18 protein-coding genes and 1 pseudogene are annotated in these 16,789 nt (G+C 71.2%); 11 read left to right on the forward strand and 8 right to left on the reverse strand.

Annotated features, from left to right (window positions below; all coding sequences use genetic code 11):
• Positions 1-219 precede the first annotated feature (219 nt).
• Positions 220-474 (reverse strand): annotated as a pseudogene (locus AB0C75_RS18230) (ATP-binding protein); the annotation flags it as partial.
• A 426-nt stretch (positions 475-900) separates the two neighbouring features.
• Here AB0C75_RS18230 and dapE point away from each other — a divergent pair.
• Positions 901-1,980 carry a succinyl-diaminopimelate desuccinylase gene (dapE, locus tag AB0C75_RS18235; RefSeq protein ID WP_362891911.1) on the forward strand — a complete coding sequence of 360 codons (1,080 nt, stop codon included), beginning with the start codon at positions 901-903 and terminating at the stop codon, positions 1,978-1,980.
• An 85-nt stretch (positions 1,981-2,065) separates the two neighbouring features.
• The gene (locus AB0C75_RS18240; protein WP_362891913.1) at positions 2,066-2,851 is read left to right on the forward strand and encodes a TIGR00730 family Rossman fold protein; all 786 of its coding nucleotides are present in this window, start codon (positions 2,066-2,068) and stop codon (positions 2,849-2,851) included.
• Between the two features lie 25 nt (positions 2,852-2,876).
• Here AB0C75_RS18240 and folP read toward each other — a convergent pair whose 3' ends face one another.
• A complete protein-coding gene (folP, locus tag AB0C75_RS18245) occupies positions 2,877-3,749 on the reverse strand; it encodes a dihydropteroate synthase (protein WP_362891915.1) in 873 nt (290 codons plus the stop codon).
• A gap of 196 nt (positions 3,750-3,945) precedes the next feature.
• Between folP and AB0C75_RS18250 the strand changes: the two genes are divergently transcribed.
• The gene (locus AB0C75_RS18250; protein WP_362892224.1) at positions 3,946-4,335 is read left to right on the forward strand and encodes a cell division protein DivIVA; all 390 of its coding nucleotides are present in this window, start codon (positions 3,946-3,948) and stop codon (positions 4,333-4,335) included.
• The gene (locus AB0C75_RS18255) at positions 4,332-4,916 is read left to right on the forward strand and encodes a DNA-3-methyladenine glycosylase I (RefSeq protein WP_362891917.1); all 585 of its coding nucleotides are present in this window, start codon (positions 4,332-4,334) and stop codon (positions 4,914-4,916) included. Before AB0C75_RS18250 ends, AB0C75_RS18255 begins: the two co-directional genes overlap by 4 nt.
• 34 nt (positions 4,917-4,950) lie before the next feature.
• On the opposite strand, the gene AB0C75_RS18260 is transcribed toward AB0C75_RS18255, so the two are convergent.
• A complete protein-coding gene (locus tag AB0C75_RS18260; protein WP_362891919.1) occupies positions 4,951-5,760 on the reverse strand; it encodes an enoyl-CoA hydratase-related protein in 810 nt (269 codons plus the stop codon).
• A 328-nt stretch (positions 5,761-6,088) separates the two neighbouring features.
• Here AB0C75_RS18260 and AB0C75_RS18265 point away from each other — a divergent pair, with 328 nt between their 5' ends.
• Entirely contained in the window at positions 6,089-6,256 is a 168-nt protein-coding gene (locus tag AB0C75_RS18265) for a DUF3117 domain-containing protein (RefSeq protein ID WP_003966491.1), read from the forward strand.
• A 114-nt stretch (positions 6,257-6,370) separates the two neighbouring features.
• Here the strand turns inward: AB0C75_RS18265 and AB0C75_RS18270 are convergent, their stop codons facing one another.
• Positions 6,371-7,036 carry an O-methyltransferase gene (locus AB0C75_RS18270; RefSeq protein ID WP_362891921.1) on the reverse strand — a complete coding sequence of 222 codons (666 nt, stop codon included), beginning with the start codon at positions 7,034-7,036 and terminating at the stop codon, positions 6,371-6,373.
• A 178-nt stretch (positions 7,037-7,214) separates the two neighbouring features.
• On the opposite strand from AB0C75_RS18270, the gene sigE reads away from it, so the two are divergent.
• The 5 genes from sigE to AB0C75_RS18295 all read left to right on the forward strand — a co-directional run bounded on the left by sigE (position 7,215) and on the right by AB0C75_RS18295 (position 12,136).
• Positions 7,215-7,976: an RNA polymerase sigma factor SigE gene (sigE, locus tag AB0C75_RS18275; protein WP_362891923.1), complete on the forward strand. Its 762-nt coding sequence runs from the start codon at positions 7,215-7,217 to the stop codon at positions 7,974-7,976.
• On the forward strand, positions 7,973-8,926 hold the full coding sequence (locus tag AB0C75_RS18280) for a zf-HC2 domain-containing protein (RefSeq protein WP_362891925.1): 954 nt from the start codon (positions 7,973-7,975) through the stop codon (positions 8,924-8,926). The genes sigE and AB0C75_RS18280 overlap by 4 nt, the downstream gene beginning before the upstream one ends.
• Positions 8,927-9,026: 100 nt before the next feature.
• A complete protein-coding gene (locus AB0C75_RS18285; protein ID WP_362891927.1) occupies positions 9,027-10,760 on the forward strand; it encodes a trypsin-like peptidase domain-containing protein in 1,734 nt (577 codons plus the stop codon).
• Positions 10,761-10,881: 121 nt separating this feature from the next.
• Entirely contained in the window at positions 10,882-11,349 is a 468-nt protein-coding gene (locus tag AB0C75_RS18290; RefSeq protein ID WP_362891929.1) for a sec-independent translocase, read from the forward strand.
• A gap of 124 nt (positions 11,350-11,473) precedes the next feature.
• A complete protein-coding gene (locus AB0C75_RS18295; RefSeq protein WP_362891931.1) occupies positions 11,474-12,136 on the forward strand; it encodes a hypothetical protein in 663 nt (220 codons plus the stop codon).
• Between the two features lie 84 nt (positions 12,137-12,220).
• On the opposite strand, the gene AB0C75_RS18300 is transcribed toward AB0C75_RS18295, so the two are convergent.
• The 3 genes from AB0C75_RS18300 to AB0C75_RS18310 all read right to left on the reverse strand — a co-directional run bounded on the left by AB0C75_RS18300 (position 12,221) and on the right by AB0C75_RS18310 (position 15,275).
• Positions 12,221-13,354, reverse strand: a complete 1,134-nt coding sequence (locus AB0C75_RS18300) for an Mrp/NBP35 family ATP-binding protein (RefSeq protein ID WP_362891933.1) — start codon at positions 13,352-13,354, stop codon at positions 12,221-12,223.
• A 96-nt stretch (positions 13,355-13,450) separates the two neighbouring features.
• The gene (locus AB0C75_RS18305) at positions 13,451-14,011 is read right to left on the reverse strand and encodes a DUF1003 domain-containing protein (protein ID WP_362891935.1); all 561 of its coding nucleotides are present in this window, start codon (positions 14,009-14,011) and stop codon (positions 13,451-13,453) included.
• Positions 14,001-15,275 (reverse strand): CBS domain-containing protein, encoded by a 1,275-nt coding sequence (locus tag AB0C75_RS18310; RefSeq protein ID WP_362891937.1) that lies wholly within the window; start codon positions 15,273-15,275, stop codon positions 14,001-14,003. The genes AB0C75_RS18305 and AB0C75_RS18310 overlap by 11 nt, the downstream gene beginning before the upstream one ends.
• Positions 15,276-15,503: 228 nt before the next feature.
• On the opposite strand from AB0C75_RS18310, the gene AB0C75_RS18315 reads away from it, so the two are divergent.
• A complete protein-coding gene (locus AB0C75_RS18315; protein WP_362891939.1) occupies positions 15,504-16,256 on the forward strand; it encodes a hypothetical protein in 753 nt (250 codons plus the stop codon).
• 9 nt (positions 16,257-16,265) lie between these two features.
• Here the strand turns inward: AB0C75_RS18315 and AB0C75_RS18320 are convergent, their stop codons facing one another.
• Entirely contained in the window at positions 16,266-16,784 is a 519-nt protein-coding gene (locus AB0C75_RS18320) for a hypothetical protein (protein ID WP_362891941.1), read from the reverse strand.
• Positions 16,785-16,789 lie beyond the last annotated feature (5 nt).

Below are 16,789 nucleotides of genomic sequence, written 5' to 3' on the forward strand. Positions count from 1 at the left end.
CTTTTTTTTGTTTTGGCGGGGTGTTCAGCGGTGTGCTCTCCCTTTCTCAACCAACCCCCCCCGGGGGGGGGCGCCTGGGGGGCCTCGGGAGTGCGCACTCCCGAGGCCCCCTTCGCGCGCACGTGGCGCGTGTTCCGGCGTGGATCAGCCGAGGGGCAGGCCCTTGGTGGGGAGGGTGTCGTCGGTCAGCTCGCCGTCGGCCAGGGTGCCGGCCTTCTCCAGGGTCTGGCCGGCGGCGGGAAGGGCCGTGCCGACGACCTTGCCGCCGGTCTCGTTCGCCACCTGGGAGCCCTGCTTCGACGTGGAGTCCAGCGTGCTGCTGAGTCCGGCACCGTCGAGCGAGGTGAGGCCGCCGAGCGCGGGGGTCTGCGGGAGTCCCGCGGCACCGGCGGCGCCGGCCGCGCCGACCACGGGGGCCGCAGCGGCGATCAGCAGCGCGGCACGGGCGATCCGGCGGGTCAGGGGGAGGGACATGATGCTCCTTCGGCGGGACGTCAACGGGTTCTCGGCGGATGTGGAATCCGTCTGTCCGGTGATCGGACGCACTGAACAACCGGTCCGGGGGCGGGGAAGGTTGCGGGGCGTCAAGGTAAAGACTAGGTAATGCGTCGGATAATCCGCAACGGAGGAACCCGGGTGAACAGTGCATTCGGCCGGCACCTGATGAACCGTCACTTCGGGCCGTACGCAAGGGAATCCTTCCGTGCCGCGGGGCCGGGGGGAGCGGTGGTGGAAGCGGGCGTGCGATGGATGCCGAACGACCCGTACGGGTGACGGGGCGCACTGTTGAGCGAGCCGCATTCGGCCCAGGCCGGCACCCCGCGCGGCGCCGGCCGTGGACGGGAGGGCAGGAACGGGGCCGGGACGCGGGTCGCGCACCAGGTCGTTACGCTCGTGGCCATGGATGGACACACGCTTGACCTCGCCCTGGACGGCCCGGAGCTCACCGCCCGGCTGGTCGACTTCCCGTCGGTCAGCGGGCAGGAGAAGGACCTCGCCGACGCCATCGAGGCGGCCCTGCGCCCGCTGCCACACCTGACCGTCGACCGCCACGGCAACAACATCGTGGCCAGGACGCAGCTGGGCCGTGCCGAGCGTGTCGTGCTGGCGGGGCACATCGACACCGTCCCGATCGCGGACAACGTGCCGTCCAGGCTCGACGACGACGGGGTGCTGTGGGGCTGCGGCACCTCCGACATGAAGTCGGGCGTCGCCGTCCAGCTGCGCATCGCGGCGACGGTGCCCGACCCCAACCGCGACCTCACGTTCATCTTCTACGACAACGAAGAGGTCGCCGCCCACCTCAACGGCCTCGGGCACGTGGCCGAGGCGCACCCCGAGTGGCTCGACGCGGACTTCGCCGTGCTCCTGGAGGGCTCCAACGGCGAGGTGGAGGGCGGCTGCCAGGGCACGCTCCGTGTCCATCTGCGCTTCGAGGGTGAGCGCTCGCACTCCGCACGCGGCTGGATGGGGTCCAACGCGGTCCACGCCGCCGCCCCCGCGCTGGCCAAGCTGGCCGCGTACGAGCCGCGCCGCCCGGTCATCGACGGCCTCGAGTACCGCGAAGGCCTCAACGCCGTGGGCATCGAGGGCGGCGTCGCCACCAACGTCATCCCGGACGCCTGCACCGTGGTCGTCAACTACCGCTACGCCCCGGACATCACGGCCGAGCAGGCCGAGGCGCACGTCCAGGAGGTCTTCGCGGACTGTGGTGTGGCCGAGTTCGTCGTGGACGACCACACGGGCGCCGCGATGCCCGGCCTCTCGCACCCTGCCGCCAAGGCGTTCATGGACGCGGTCGGCGGCGTCGCGCGGCCCAAGTTCGGCTGGACCGACGTGTCCCGGTTCGGCTCCCTGGGCATCCCGGCGGTGAACTACGGACCGGGCGACCCGCTGTTCGCACACAAGCGGGACGAGCATGTAAAGGTCGAAAGGATCACGCACTGCGAGGAGCGCCTCCGCTCCTGGCTCAGCAGCTGACCCACGGCATTCCCCTGCGCGTAACCTTCGCCGATCTAGGCTTGACCGACACACGCACATCGCAGGTCGGCGGAGGGAGCAGGTCATGGGCAACCCGGAGGACGCACGGATCCCCGAGGGCGCGCAGATTCCCGAGGGTGCGGTGAAGCCCGAGGAACAGCGACTGGGCCCGGTGCTGCGCCGCAGGGACCAGGTCCAGCCGGGCACGACCGATCAGCGGCTGCTGGATTCGGAGGGCGACTCGGAGTGGGTCCACACCGACCCCTGGCGGGTCATGCGGATCCAGTCCGAGTTCGTGGAGGGATTCGGCGCGCTGGCGGAACTTCCCAGTGCCATCAGCGTCTTCGGTTCGGCCCGTACCCCGGTGGGCGGACCGGACTACGAGGCGGGCGTACGGATCGGCAAGGCGCTCGTCGAGGCGGGGTTCGCCGTCATCACGGGCGGCGGGCCCGGGGCCATGGAGGCCGCGAACAAGGGGGCCAGGGACGCCAAGGGCGTCTCCGTCGGGCTCGGCATCGAGCTGCCCTTCGAGTCGGGACTGAATCCACATGTCGACATCGGCGTCAACTTCCGGTACTTCTTCGTCCGTAAGACGATGTTCGTGAAGTACGCCCAGGGCTTCGTCGTGCTGCCCGGTGGCCTCGGCACCCTGGACGAGCTCTTCGAGGCGCTGACCCTGGTGCAGACGGGCAAGGTGACGCGCTTCCCGATCGTCCTGTTCGGAACGGCGTACTGGGGCGGTCTTGTGGACTGGCTGCGGGACACGGTGGTCGCGGGGGGCAAGGCGTCCGAGCGTGACCTGATGCTGTTCCACGTCACGGACGACGTGGACGAGGCGGTCCGGCTGGTCACGAAGGAAGTCGGCCGGTAGCCGGGGCGGTGCGCGGCGGTGAGGCCTACGCCAGGCCCCGCCGCGCGACCGCCGGCGGCCGGTGGCCCGCGATGGACGCCACCATGTCCAGGACCTGCCGGGTCTCGGCCACCTCGTGCACCCGGTACACCTGGGCGCCCAGCCATGCCGACACGGCCGTCGTCGCGAGCGTCCCGATCACGCGTTCCTTGACCGGCTTGTCGAGCGTCTCGCCGACGAAGTCCTTGTTGGAGAGCGAGACCAGTACGGGCCAGCCCGTGGCCGTCATCTCCTCCAGCCGGCGCGTGGCCTCCAGTGAGTGCCGGGTGTTCTTCCCGAAGTCGTGCCCCGGGTCGATCATGATCCCGTCCGGCCTGACCCCGAGCTCCACGGCCCGCTCCGCGAGACCCAGGGTCGCGCGCAGGATGTCCGCCATCACATCGTCGTAGGCGACCCGGTGCGGCCGGGTACGGGGCTCCGCGCCGCCCGCGTGCGTGCACACGAGCCCCGCTCCGTACCGCGCGGCCACCTCCGCCAGCTTCGGGTCGACGCCGCCCCAGGCGTCGTTCAGCAGGTCGGCCCCGGCCTCACAGACCGCCTCACCCACGTCGTGCCGCCAGGTGTCCACGCTGATCACGACGTCCGGGTGGCGGCGGCGCACCTCGGCAACGAAACCGACCGTGCGGCGCGCCTCCTCCTGCGCCGTCACCTCCTCGCCGGGGCCGGCCTTCACCCCGCCGATGTCGATGATCGCCGCGCCCTCCGCGACGGCCTGCTCGACCCGGGAGAGCGCGGGCTCGTCGCGGAACGTCGCCCCCTGGTCGTAGAAGGAATCGGGGGTCCGGTTCACGATCGCCATGATCACCGGCTCGCGCGGCCCGAACTCCCGCCGCCCCAGCCTGAGCGCATCGCTTCGCATGTCCCTGGTTCCTCCCTCGTAGCCCTTCGGCCCGCCTGCGACCCCTGGGGCGTGTTTCGAAAGTCCCGCCTGCCCGCCCTTCGGGCGGACGGCGCTACTTTCGAAACGCGCCCCAGGGTCTCTCCAAACGAAAGACCCTAACTGTCAGTGCCGCATGGCACGATCTGACCTGGACAGGTATTCCGTTACCCGGGAGATGCGCGTGTTCTGGTTCTTGCTGCTCACGATGGTCGTGGTCGTGGCCGCGGTCACGCTCGCGGTGGTCGGTGGAGGCAAAAGCGCGGTGCTGCAGGACGTCGAGCCCGAGCGGCTCACCGACCCGCTGCCCCTCGACCGCCCCGTCGGCCGCGCCGATGTCGAGGCCATGCGGCTGCCCCTTTCCGTGCGCGGCTACCGCATGACGGACGTGGACGAGGCCCTCGGCAGACTCGGGGCCGAGCTCGCCGAGCGTGACGCCCACATCGCCGAGCTGGAATCGGCGCTCGCCGGGGCCCAGGCCACCGCGGTGAACGGCCCCGACCTGCTCAAGCGGCCCGAAGGACCGGCCGCGGGAGACGGCCCGCAGGGCGAGGAGGGCGGGCGTTGAGCGGCGCCGTGCCCGCGGCGGACGGGCGGCCGCGCTGTCCCTGGGGCCTGTCCACGGAGGACTACCTCGCCTACCACGACACCGAGTGGGGCCGCCCCGTGCACGGGGACGACGCCCTCTTCGAGCGGCTCTGCCTGGAGGCGTTCCAGTCGGGCCTGTCCTGGCTGACGATCCTGCGCCGCCGCGAGGGCTTCCGCAGCGCGTTCGCCGGATTCAAGATCTCCGCCGTCGCGGAGTTCACCGATGCCGACAAGGAACGCCTCCTCGCCGACGCCGGGATCATCCGCAACCGCGCGAAGATCGACGCCACCCTCGCCAACGCCGAGGTGCTGGCCGGCTGGGGCGAGGGCGAGCTGGACGCGCTCATCTGGTCCCACGCACCCGACCCGGCCACGCGGCCGGCCCCGCGGACCCTCGCCGACGTCCCGGCGATCACCCCCGAGTCGGCCGCGCTGGCCAAGGACCTGAAGAAGCGGTCCATCCGCTTCGTCGGCCCCACGACCGCGTACGCCCTGATGCAGGCCTGCGGCCTCGTCGACGACCACCTGGCCGACTGCGTGGCCCGGCGCGAAGGGCTGTAGGGCCGGCTGCCGGGAGCCCTGCCGGCCGAGCGTCCTACCTGCCGAGATACTTCGGCGGCTGCTTGGCGAGGAACGCCTCGACCGCGATCGTGTGGTCCTGCGACGCGCCCGCCTTCGTCTGGAGTTCGTCCTCCTTCTCCAGGGTCTCCGCGAGCGAGCGCCCGGCGCCGTACGCCAGGGACGCCTTCAGGGCCGCGTACGCCACCGTCGGCCCGTCCGCCAGGGCGCGGGCCACCGCGTGCGCCTCCTTCGCGAGGTCGGCCGCGGGCACCACCTTGTTCGCGATGCCCAGCTCGTACGCCTCCTGGGCGGAGAGGGAGCGCGGGAAGAACAGCAGGTCGGCGGCGCGGCTCGGGCCGATCAGCCGGGGCAGGGTCCAGGAGACGCCCGAGTCCGCGGACAGCGCGACCCCCGCGAACGACGTGTTGAAGGAGGCGGTGTCGGCGACCACGCGGTAGTCGGCGGCGAGCGCGAATCCGAAACCGGCCCCGGCGGCGACCCCGTTGACCCCCGCGACCACGGGCTTCTCCATCTCCGTGAGGGCGCGGACGATGGGGTTGTAGTGCTCCCGCACCGTGCTCAGCGCGTTGCCGCCCTCCGACTCGCGCGCCTCGGCGAGCTTCGCGACGTGCTCCTTGAGGTCCTGGCCGACACAGAAGGCGCGCCCGGTGGCGGTGAGCAGAACGGCGCGCACCGCCGGGTCGTCCGCGACCGCCCGGAGGGAGTCGCGGAGTGCGGCCTTGGCGGCGGTGTTCATGGCGTTCATCGCGTCGGGACGATTGATCGTGATCGTCGCGAGCCCGTCGCTCACGTCCGTGAGCACCGTGTCAGCCGTGTCGGCCATTGCGGGGTCTCCTTCTGGGGTCCGGCAGCGTGTCCTGTCCAGGCAAGCATGGCGGACTTCAGGTGCCCCGGACATGTGCCGGGACATGTGACCTGCGTCTAACGATTGGACCTCGGCTGAGGGCCGACGGTGGCGCAGTATCGCAGCCGGATCGCCGAATTGGGTGGTTTTGAGAGAGCGCGTTGTTCAAGCGATGCCGACCGATGTTGCTCATCGGGGTCCCTGATGCGGGATAATGCGGAGGAAGCATTGTGTTCGACGCCGGTGAGGCAGCGCCTGTCATGGGGCCGCCGGCTGCGATGAGCTGGTTTCAGGAAGGGGAACGAGCATGGCGGCCATGAAGCCGCGGACGGGCGACGGCCCGCTCGAGGTGACAAAGGAGGGGCGGGGCATCGTCATGCGCGTTCCGCTCGAAGGCGGCGGTCGGCTTGTCGTCGAGCTGACTCCGGACGAGGCCGATGCACTCGGTGACGCTCTGAAGAAGGTCGTCGGCTGAGGCGGAGGCGCCCACACTTCACTGCTGCCCCGGCACGGACTCCGTGCCGGGGCAGAGTTGCGTCGGGATCCGGGTGACGGTGAAGCCCCGGCCGATGGCCGCCGGACGGGAGGGTCAGCCGCGCCGTACCGCGCACAGCAGGCCGTCGCCCACCGGCAGCAGCGTCGCCATGAGCTCCTGGCTTTCGCGCACGGCCCGCAGCAGTTCACGCAGGCGCAGCACCTCGGCCGGCTGCGCCGCCGAGTCGATCGTGCGGCCGTCGGCGAAGACGCCCTCGAAGCAGACCAGGCCGCCGGGCCGCAGCAGGCGCAACGATTCAGCGAGGCAGTCCAGGCTCTCCAGCCGGTCGCCGTCGCAGAAGACGAGGTCGTATCCGCCGTCCGCGAGCCGCGGCAGGACGTCGAGGGCGCGCCCCGGGATGAAACGGGCCCGGTTCGTGGCGAAGCCCGCGGCGCGGAAGGCCTCACGGGCGAACTGCTGGCGCTCGGGTTCCGGGTCGACGGTGGTCAGGACGCCGTCAGGGCGCATGCCCTGCAGCAGATAGATTCCGGACACGCCCGTTCCGGTACCGATCTCGGCCACCGCCTTGGCGTCCGCGGTGGCGGCGAGCAGGCGCAGCGCCGCACCGGTGCCCGACGACACCGGGCGCAGCCCTGTGTCCTGGGCCCGGTCCCGGGCCCAGAGAAGAGCCTCTTCCTCGGCGACAAAGGCGTCGGCGAATGCCCAGCTCGTCTGCCGGTTGGCGGTAATGACCCTCTCCTGTCCCCGTAGTTGGCGCAACGGTGACTGTATCCGCTGGACCCGGGAACCCGCAGATGGGACCGGGCGTTATGAAAGGGCGGAGGGGAACACATGGACCGGACCCTGCGGCCGGGCCCGGAATGTGCCTCTTGCTCCCGGGGACACCGGGACACCAGCAGGTAAAAAGGCTTATCCGGAGCTAACGGGCGAGGTGGCTATGGTAGGGGCTCCACTGGACACCACCAGAGCCGATAGGGGAGGTGCGGCTGCGCCTGTGGATCGGAGGGGCGCGCTGCGGCGGTTCCTCAGGTCGGCGGGTGAGCCGAAATCCGTGACCAACATTGCTGACCGTTCTTCCAACGATTCCGCACCGACCGCGACCTTCGCCTCAGATGCGGACTCCCAGGCGTGGACCCCGCCCTCATGGGAAGAGATCGTCAGCACGCACAGCGCCCGTGTGTACCGCCTCGCCTACCGGCTGACGGGAAACCAGCACGACGCCGAGGACCTCACCCAGGAAGTCTTTGTCCGCGTCTTCAGGTCGCTGTCGACCTACACGCCCGGCACCTTCGAGGGCTGGCTGCACAGGATCACGACGAATCTCTTCCTGGACATGGTCCGCCGCAAGCAGCGGATCCGTTTCGACTCCCTCGGGGACGACGCGGCCGAGCGGCTGCCGAGCCGGGAGCCGTCCCCGCAGCAGGTCTTCAACGACACACACTTCGACGCGGACGTGCAGCAGGCGCTGGACACCCTCGCGCCCGAATTCCGTGCCGCGGTCGTCCTCTGCGACATCGAAGGCCTCTCCTACGAGGAGATCGCCGCCACCCTCGGCGTCAAGCTCGGGACGGTGCGCAGCCGCATCCACCGTGGCCGCTCCCACCTGCGCAAGGCGCTCAAGCACCGTTCGCCCGAGGCCCGCGCCGAGCAGCGCCTTCTCGCGGACGCGGTCCTGGCAGGGGAGGGCGGCGCGGCGTGAGTGACACAGGCCCGACCCCCGCGGAGCAGCATCTGGGGGACCGGCTCGCCGCGCTTGTCGACGGCGAGCTCAAACACGATGCCCGGGAGCGAGTCCTCGCGCATCTGGCGACCTGCGCCAGATGTAAGGCCGAGGCCGACGCCCAGCGGCGGCTGAAGAGCGCCTTCGCGACCTCCGCCGCACCTTCGCCCTCCGAGGGCTTCCTCGCCCGGCTCCAGGGTCTCCCCGGGGGCCCCAGCAGCGGAGACGACGGCCCGGACGACGGTGCCGACGGCCATCGGCGCTTCGGCGACGGAGTCTTCCCCGTGCTTCAGCCCGGCGGGCCCGCGGAATCCGGGCGCTCACCCCTGGGCGGTTTCGGCTATCTCCCCACGGCCCACGGCCCGACCGCCGTACTGCCCGGCGGATCGTCCGGCACGGGTTTCCGCATCCATGACGTGAGCCGGGAGGCGGACCGTTCTCCCTGGCGCGCACGGCGCTTCGCGTTCGTCGCGGCCAGCGCGGTCTCGCTCGCGGCCATCGCGCTCGGAGGCGCGCTCCCGCTCGACCACAATCCCGAGGTACCGCTCAGCGCCGAAGGCGCCGGCAGCAGCACGACCCCGCTCGACGCCGACGAGCGGACCGGCGGCGGCAGTGCGGCGGCCGGCCGCAGCGGTGGCGGTGCCCTCGCCGCCGGAGTGGGCCGGGACGTCGGGCCGAGCGCCGCGCCGTCCTCCTCCGCCCAGCCGGCCTCGGCCCCCTCGCTGCTGAGCACCTCGGCGCTCACCGCGGGCACGTTCGCCTTTCCCGTGCTGAATGTGACCGTGCCGCCGCTGATACGCCCGACCGACGCGGGCCCGTTGTACTCCGCCACCTTCGGCGCGGACCCGGAGCCTTCCGCGACGGCCTCGGCAGCAGCCTCCACGCCGCCGCTGCACGACCGCGCGATGCCGCTCACCCCGCTGCGCTGACACCGCCCCGACCGGGAGCCTGCGCGCGGATTCGCAAACCTGGTTGAATTCCGGGAGGGACGCCCCTGTGGGGCGTGCAAGGGCCAGTTGCGGGGAGAGCATGGACGACGGGAAGCCCAGCGGGCCGAAGACGAAGTGGTGGAGCCGTCCCTCGACGGAGCGGAGCCGCCCGGCCGGACCGGAGGACGCCGTACCCACGGCGGCCGCAGAGCCGCCCGCACCCGTACCCGCCTCCGACCCGGCCGCAGGGACGGCGGACGGCGACCACACGCCGGCCGACCCGGTCGTAAGGACGGCGGACGGCGACTACATGCCCGCGCCCCCTGCCCCCGCCGCCGAGCCGCCGGCGCACCGTACGCAGCCGCTGCACGCGCCCGACGAGTACAGCACCCCGCCCTACGGCGGTCCGGGGCCATGGGCGCCCGCGCCGCCCGTGCAGCGCCCGGCGCCGACCCCGGCGCAGGGGACCCCGGTGCCGGCACCGGGGACTCACGTACCGCCGCCGTACTCCGGGACAGACGGGCACGGCGTCGCAGCCACCCCGCCACCGCCCCCGCACACCGTGCCGCAGCAGCCCACGGCGCCCCCGCCCGCGCAGGCGGCCCCAGGGCCCCAGCAGGGCCCTCAGCAGCCCTCCCAGTGGCTGCGGTACGACCCCTGGGGCGTGCCCCAGCAGCCGTTGAGCCACCCGGGCCCCGGCCAGGGGACCGAAGCCCGGCCGCGCGGAGGCCGTCGCGGGTCGTTCCTCCTCGGGGCCGTGCTGCTCGCACTCGTGGCCGGCGGGATCGGTGGCGGAATCGGTTCCTACGTCGAGCGCAACGGCGGTCTGACCACGGTCGAACTGCCCCAGGCCGACCGGGACAACGGCGGCCGGGCACCCGACAGCGTCGCCGGGATCGCTGCCAGTGCCCTGCCCGGCGTGGTCACCCTGCGCGTCAACGGCACCGCCGAATCCGGCACGGGCACCGGCTTCGTCCTCGACGACAAGGGCCACATCCTCACCAACAACCATGTGGTCGCTCCCGCGGGCTCCACCGGCGAGATCACCGTCACCTTCAGCAGTGGGGAGAGCGTGCCCGCCGAGCTCGTCGGCAAGGACAGCGGCTACGACCTGGCCGTCGTCAAGGTCAACGGCGTCTCGGGACTCAAGCCGCTGCCCCTGGGGAACTCCGACAACGTGCAGGTGGGCGACCCGGTGGTGGCCATCGGCGCACCCTTCGACCTGTCCAACACGGTCACCTCCGGCATCATCAGCGCCAAGCAGCGGCCCATCACCGCGGGCGGCGAGAAGGGCGACGGCAGCGACGTCAGCTACGTCGACGCCCTCCAGACGGACGCGCCGATCAATCCGGGCAATTCCGGCGGCCCCCTGGTCGACGCCGAGGCCCGGGCCATCGGCATCAACAGCGCCATCCGCGCCGCCGACAGCGGATCCGCTGCCGACGGCAGCCAGTCCGGCTCGATCGGCCTCGGCTTCGCGATACCGATCAACCAGGGCAAGCGGGTCGCCGAGGAGCTGATCAACACCGGCAAGGCCACCCACCCCGTGATCGGCGTCACGCTGGACATGGAGTTCACCGGCGACGGGGCCAAGGTCGGCGGCGAGGGAGCCGACGGCACAGCGGCGGTGACCGAGGGCGGACCGGCCGACAAGGCGGGCATCCGGTCGGGCGACATCATCACCGAGGTGGAGGGCCGGCGTGTGCACAGCGGTGAGGAACTGATCATCAAGATCCGCGCCCACCGTCCGGGTGACAGGCTCGGGCTCGTCCTGACCCGCGGTGGTAAAGACCTGTCCGTGACTTTGACGCTGGGTTCGGCAAGCGGTACCTGACGGCCACCGGCAGGTACCGCACGGACAGCTTCGCCGGGTACCGTGGAGCCGGTCCGGGCCCCCGATGACCTGGCGGCGGAATACACACGGAGACCACGCAGAGAACACGAGGAGCAGCAAGGTGTTCAATGACATAGGCGCACTCGAGCTGCTGACGCTCGTGGTTCTCGCCGTGCTCGTATTCGGCCCGGAGAAGCTGCCGAAGGTCATCCAGGACGTCACGCGCACCATCCGCAAGATCCGTGAGTTCTCGGACAGCGCCAAGGAAGACATCCGCTCGGAGCTCGGACCTCAGTTCAAGGACTTCGAGTTCGAGGACCTCAACCCCAAGACGTTCGTCCGTAAGCAGCTGATGGACGGAAACGACGACCTGGGGCTCAAGGAGATCCGCGAGAGCTTCGACCTGCGCAAGGAGATGGCCGAGGTCACCGACGCGGTGAACGGCCGTGAGAGCGCCTCGGCCGTCGCGTCCGCGGACATCGCCCCCGCCGCTGTGGAGGGGACCCCCGGGGCCAAGCCGGACCTTCTCAAGAAGCCCGCGCAGCCGGTCAAGGACGAGCGCCCGCCCTTCGACGCGGACGCCACCTGAGACCCGTCAATCCCGACTCGTCCGGACGGTATGGCTATTCTCCATCTGTCCGGTTGCGAGTTGCCCATGCCCACGGGGGGAGGGCCGCTCCGGATCAGAGAAGATCGAGGAGGCGGCCGGGCAGATGGAGACGACGAGTCGGGCAGGGGCGGACGATGCGCCCAACGCAGTCACCGCAGAGGGGGTGCAGGCGCCCCGGCGTTCTGTCGACGGCTATCTCAAGGCGCCGTTCCCCTGGTACGGGCTGGACGAGGCCTTCACGGGGCAGCGCTGGCTGATGCACGTCACCGCAGCCGCGGACGACACGGTGCAGCACGGTTCCACCGGGCACGGCGAGGAGCCCGTCGTACGGGCCGACGCGGGTGCGGAGAGGGCGCGTTTCGCGGTCGTCGTGACCGTGGGCAGCAGCCCTGTGCGGGACAGCGACGACGGTACGGGCGTGCTGGACGCCACCACGGTCTCGTCGGCGGCCTGGCTGGCGGGCTCGGGCCTGCTGGAATCCACCTGGCCCCCGCAGATGGACCACACCCTGCGTGGCGAATGGCTGAACCAGCAGACCGAAATCGCGTTCGAGCTCGCGGACGATCTGGACCGGGAGCCCTGGTCGACGCTGTCCCTCCCGGTGGACGGCGTGCCGGTGGACTTCCACTACCGCGAGTCCGAGTTCGGCTGGGTGCTCGCGGGCTCGGCCCCCGAGGGGGTGCACATCGGCGCGTACGGGCGCGGGATGAGCGCCTACGGCCTGGGATTCGCGGTGATCGGCGACATCGCCTCGTACGAGCACTGAGCGACGGTCCGGGCGCCACGCCCGGGCGCCACGCACAAGGGTGGGGCGGCCTCTTCCGGAGGCCGCCCCACCCTTGTGCGTGCTTCAGAACTTGTTGCGCGGGGTGAGCCCCAGCGACATACCCGACAGGCCGCGCTGACGGCCGCTCAGCTTGTCGGCGATGGAGCGCAGCGCGGAGCCCGCGGGGGAGTCGGGGTCGGACAGGACGATGGGCTTGCCCTCGTCGCCGCCCTCACGCAGCCGTACGTCGATCGGGATGGACCCCAGGACCGGCACCTCGGCGCCGACCGTCTTCGTCAGCCCCTCGGCGACCCGCTGCCCGCCACCCGTACCGAACACGTCGACGATCTCGTCGCAGTGCGGGCACGGCATGCCCGACATGTTCTCGACCACACCGACGATCTTCTGGTGGGTCTGCACGGCGATGGACCCGGCCCGCTCGGCCACCTCGGCGGCGGCCTGCTGCGGGGTCGTGACGACCAGGATCTCGGCGTTCGGGACGAGCTGCGCCACGGAGATCGCGATGTCACCCGTGCCCGGCGGCAGGTCGAGCAGCAGGACGTCCAGGTCGCCCCAGTACACATCGGCGAGGAACTGCTGCAGCGCGCGGTGCAGCATGGGACCGCGCCACACCACCGGGGCGTTGCCCGGGGTGAACATGCCGATGGAGATCACCTTCACGCCGTGCGAGGACGGCGGCATGATCATGTTCTCGACCTGGGTGGGCTTGGCGTCCGTGCCGAGCATCCTGGGCACGCTGTGCCCGTAGATGTCCGCGTCGACCACGCCGACCTTGAGGCCGTCAGCCGCCATCGCCGCCGCGAGGTTCACCGTCACCGAGGATTTGCCGACGCCGCCCTTGCCGGAGGCGACCGCGTAGACGCGGGTCAGCGAGCCGGGCTTGGCGAACGGCACCTCCCGCTCCGCCGTGCCGCCGCGCAGCGAGGAGGCGAGCTCCTTGCGCTGCTCGTCGCTCATCACGTCGAGCGTGACCTCGACCCGCGACACGCCCTCGACGAGGGCCACCGCGTCGGTCACGTTCTTGGTGATCGTCTCGCGCATCGGGCAGCCGGAAACCGTGAGATACACGGTGACAGCGACTACACCGTCAGGATCGATCTCGACCGACTTCACCATGCCCAGCTCGGTGATCGGTCGGTGGATCTCCGGGTCGTTCACTGTCGCCAGCGCTTCACGCACCGCGTCTTCCGTAGCCATACAACGATAGTACGGGTGCGCGCAGCGCTCCCTGAAAGGGCGGTGGTGGGCGACGGGAGGGCGATACGGCGCCGGGGGCTACGCGTGGGTAGCCCCTCAGCGGTCGGCTTCGTCACTCTCGGGCCGCTGGAGGATCCGGCGCTCCTCCATGTCCTTCACCATGGCCTCCAGCTCCGAACGGATCCAGTCCCGCGTGGCGACCTCCCCGAGGCCCATCCGGAGCGCGGCGATCTCGCGGCTGAGGTATTCCGTGTCCGCGATCGAGCGCTCGTTCTGCTTGCGGTCCTGCTCGTGGGTGACCCGGTCGCGGTCGTCCTGGCGGTTCTGCGCGAGGAGGATCAGCGGGGCCGCGTACGAGGCCTGGAGGGAGAGTGCCAGGGTCAGGAAGATGAACGGATACTCGTCGAACCGGACCTCCTTCGGGGCGATGATGTTCCACGCGACCCACAGGATGATGATCAGGGTCATCCAGACGATGAACCGCCCGGTGCCCAGGAAGCGGGCGATGCGCTCGGAGAACCGGCCGAACGCCTCGGGGTCGTACTCGGGCAGCAGCCGGCGCCTCGGAGCCCGCGGCTGGTCGAGCCGGGAACGCGGCGGGCGCACGATGCCCGACGCACCCGTCGCCGCCGCCCTCGCGCGGTCCTCAGCCGGCACCGGTGATCTCCTCCTCGCCCTGGAAGTCGGTCTCGCGCCAGTCGTCGGGCAGCAGGTGGTCCAGTACGTCGTCGACGGTCACCGCGCCCAGCAGCGAGCCGCTCTCGTCCACCACGGGCGCCGAGACGAGGTTGTACGCGGCCAGATAGCTGGTCACCGCGGGCAGCTCGGTGTCCGGCGGCAGGGGAACCAGATCACTGTCGACGATCGAGCTGACCAGGGTGAACGGCGGATCCCGCAGCAGCCGCTGGAAGTGCACGGTGCCCAGATATCTCCCGGTGGGGGTCTCGTCCGGCGACCGGCACACGTACACCTGTGCGGCCAGCGCGGGGGAGAGGTCCTGCTGGCGGACCCTGGCCAGCGCGTCCGCGACCGTCGCGTCGGGCCGCAGGATGATCGGCTCGGTCGTCATCAGCCCGCCCGCGGTCCGCTCCTCGTACGAGAGCAGACGCCGCACATCGGCCGCGTCGTCCGGGCGCATCAGGGCCAGCAGCCGTTCCTTGTCAGCCTCCGGCAGTTCCGCGAGCAGGTCGGCCGCGTCGTCCGGGTCCATCGCCTCCAGGACGTCCGCGGCGCGGTCCTCCTCCAGCTCGCCGATGATCTCCACCTGGTCGTCACCGGGGAGCTCCTCCAGGACGTCGGCGAGCCGGTCGTCGTCCAGCGCGGCGGCGACCTCGGCGCGGCGCTTCGGCGTCAGATGGTGCATGGCGTTGGCGACATCGGTGGGGCGCAGCCGTTCGAAGGTCGCCACCAGGTTCTCGGCGCCCTGCCCCTGCTCCTCCAGCGAGAAGCCGCTGATCGCCGACCACTCCACGGTCCGCGTCTCGCCCTTGCGGCGCAGGGCTCCGCCGCGTCCCTTGCGTACGAAGAACTTGTCGATCTCCCAGTCACGGCGGGCCGGGAGCTGCTGGATGGCGACGTCGAGGACGGTCACCTCCTCGTCCGTCTCCTTGAGGCGGACCCGCCGGTCAAGGAACTCGCCGAGGACGAGTCGCTCGGTCGGGCGCTGCTCGAAGCGCCGCATGTTAACCACGCCTGTGGTGATGACCTGGCCCGACTCGACGCCCGTCACCCGGGTCATCGGCAGGAAGATCCGCCGCCGGCTCACGACCTCGACGACCATGCCGAGCAGTCGTGGCGGCTTCCCGCCGACCCGGAGCATCGCCACCAGATCGCGGACCCGGCCGACCTGGTCACCGTACGGGTCGAACACCGGTACGCCGGTGAGGTGCGAGACGAAGACCCGGGGAGTGACTGCCGCCATCCTGTGCGCCTCCCTCTGTCCCTCACGTCCTCCTTTGCCGTGATCAGGCTAGCCCGTACCGGTCCGTGACGCCCTGACGAGCTCACCCGCGATTGTCAGCGCCGTCAAGGCGTCAATCGCGGGTGAGCTCGTTACGGGCCGTCCGTACGGAGCTCTGCCGAACGGCGTACGCGGCACGGGTACGCTGCCGTCTGCCAACCCCGACACACAGACGAGAGGCAGTGCGCCGTGACCTCTTTTGCCCCGGCCGTCCGGGCCCGCCGCCGGACCGCTTTCGCCGTGGTGCTCTGCGCGGGGCTGACCGTCGCACTCACGGCCTGCGCGGGTGACGACCCGGACGAGGGCACCAACGGTGTGGGCAAGCTGACGGCAGCACGGATCGAGAAGAAGACGCGGGCCGCCGCCGATGGCGCGGACGCCGTGCGGCTCACCGGCAAACTGGTCAGCAAGGGCGGCACGTACGCCCTGGACATGCAGCTCAGCAGCAAGGGCGGCACGGGATCGGTCACCGCCAAGAAGAACACGTTCGCGCTGCTGAGGGTCGGTGACGAGCTCTTCCTCAAGGCCGACGCGGGCTTCTGGAAGGCCGAGAAGGCCGACGACACGAGCGACCAGGCCGCCGACAAGCTCGGCGGCAAGTACGTGAAGGTCCCCGAGGACGACCCCACTTACAAGCAGCTGCGCGGCTTCACGGAGAAGGAGACGCTGCTCGACGGCATGCTGACCCTGCACGGGAAGGTCGGCAAGGGCGACCGGGACACGATCGGCGGGGTGCGCACCGTGCAGATCCTGGGTGGAAAGGGTGAGGGGGGCGCACTGGACGTCTCCCTCAAGGGCACTCCGTACCCCCTGCGGGTGGCGCGCGGTGGCGGTGGCGGGACCGTCACCCTCGCCGACTGGGGCAAGTCCTTCCCGCTGGAGGCACCGGCCGAGAACGCCACCGTCGACTACGGCGGCGAGCTGCCCAGGTCCTCCGGGTGACGGAGCCGGTCAGCGCTTCCCGCGGCGCTTCAGCAGCAGCCGGGGGAGCGCGGCCGGCGCCGTGTGCCGGGTGGTCGCCCCGGTGGGCAGCGGCGGCGCGGCCTGCGAGGTCCCCGGCAGGTCCGTGCGGGATTCACCGGGCGTCAGCCGTACGATCCGGCATTCACGCGCCCAGCGCTCCGTCATCAGGTCGGCGTCCGGGGCGTTCAGCCGCTTGCCCCTGAGCTCGCCGACCGCCGCCTCCCAGGCCTCGGAGTGCGGCTCCAGCACCTCGACGGCGGCGGACCAGACCACGAGCCTGCCGCCCTTGTCCTTGCTGCGCACGGTCACCTCGGCGACGGCGCCCGCGTCGACACCGGCGGGCAGCGGCTGCTCCCCGGGGCCGTCCCCCACGAGCACGGCCGTGCCCTCGTGCCACACGTGCCACAGCGCCCGGGAGGGGCCGGTGCCCCGTACCCAGATCAGGCCGGACTTCTTGGTGGCCTCCTCGACGAGAGCCCGGGCAAGCAACACGTCAGCAGCAGTCATGCACG

The sequence above is a fragment of the Streptomyces sp. NPDC048565 genome (assembly GCF_040650935.1).
Lineage (GTDB): Bacteria > Actinomycetota > Actinomycetes > Streptomycetales > Streptomycetaceae > Streptomyces.

Bases quoted from the DNA above. Each gene is read 5' to 3' on its own strand.
- dapE (WP_362891911.1), top strand. From the start codon at position 901: ATGGATGGACACACGCTTGACCTCGCCCTGGACGGCCCGGAGCTCACC.
- AB0C75_RS18240 (WP_362891913.1), top strand. From the start codon at position 2,066: ATGGGCAACCCGGAGGACGCACGGATCCCCGAGGGCGCGCAGATTCCC.
- folP (WP_362891915.1), bottom strand. From the start codon at position 3,749: ATGCGAAGCGATGCGCTCAGGCTGGGGCGGCGGGAGTTCGGGCCGCGC.
- AB0C75_RS18250 (WP_362892224.1), top strand. From the start codon at position 3,946: ATGCGCGTGTTCTGGTTCTTGCTGCTCACGATGGTCGTGGTCGTGGCC.
- AB0C75_RS18260 (WP_362891919.1), bottom strand. From the start codon at position 5,760: ATGGCCGACACGGCTGACACGGTGCTCACGGACGTGAGCGACGGGCTC.
- AB0C75_RS18265 (WP_003966491.1), top strand. From the start codon at position 6,089: ATGGCGGCCATGAAGCCGCGGACGGGCGACGGCCCGCTCGAGGTGACA.
- sigE (WP_362891923.1), top strand. From the start codon at position 7,215: ATGGTAGGGGCTCCACTGGACACCACCAGAGCCGATAGGGGAGGTGCG.
- AB0C75_RS18285 (WP_362891927.1), top strand. From the start codon at position 9,027: ATGGACGACGGGAAGCCCAGCGGGCCGAAGACGAAGTGGTGGAGCCGT.
- AB0C75_RS18295 (WP_362891931.1), top strand. From the start codon at position 11,474: ATGGAGACGACGAGTCGGGCAGGGGCGGACGATGCGCCCAACGCAGTC.
- AB0C75_RS18300 (WP_362891933.1), bottom strand. From the start codon at position 13,354: ATGGCTACGGAAGACGCGGTGCGTGAAGCGCTGGCGACAGTGAACGAC.
- AB0C75_RS18310 (WP_362891937.1), bottom strand. From the start codon at position 15,275: ATGGCGGCAGTCACTCCCCGGGTCTTCGTCTCGCACCTCACCGGCGTA.
- AB0C75_RS18320 (WP_362891941.1), bottom strand. From the start codon at position 16,784: ATGACTGCTGCTGACGTGTTGCTTGCCCGGGCTCTCGTCGAGGAGGCC.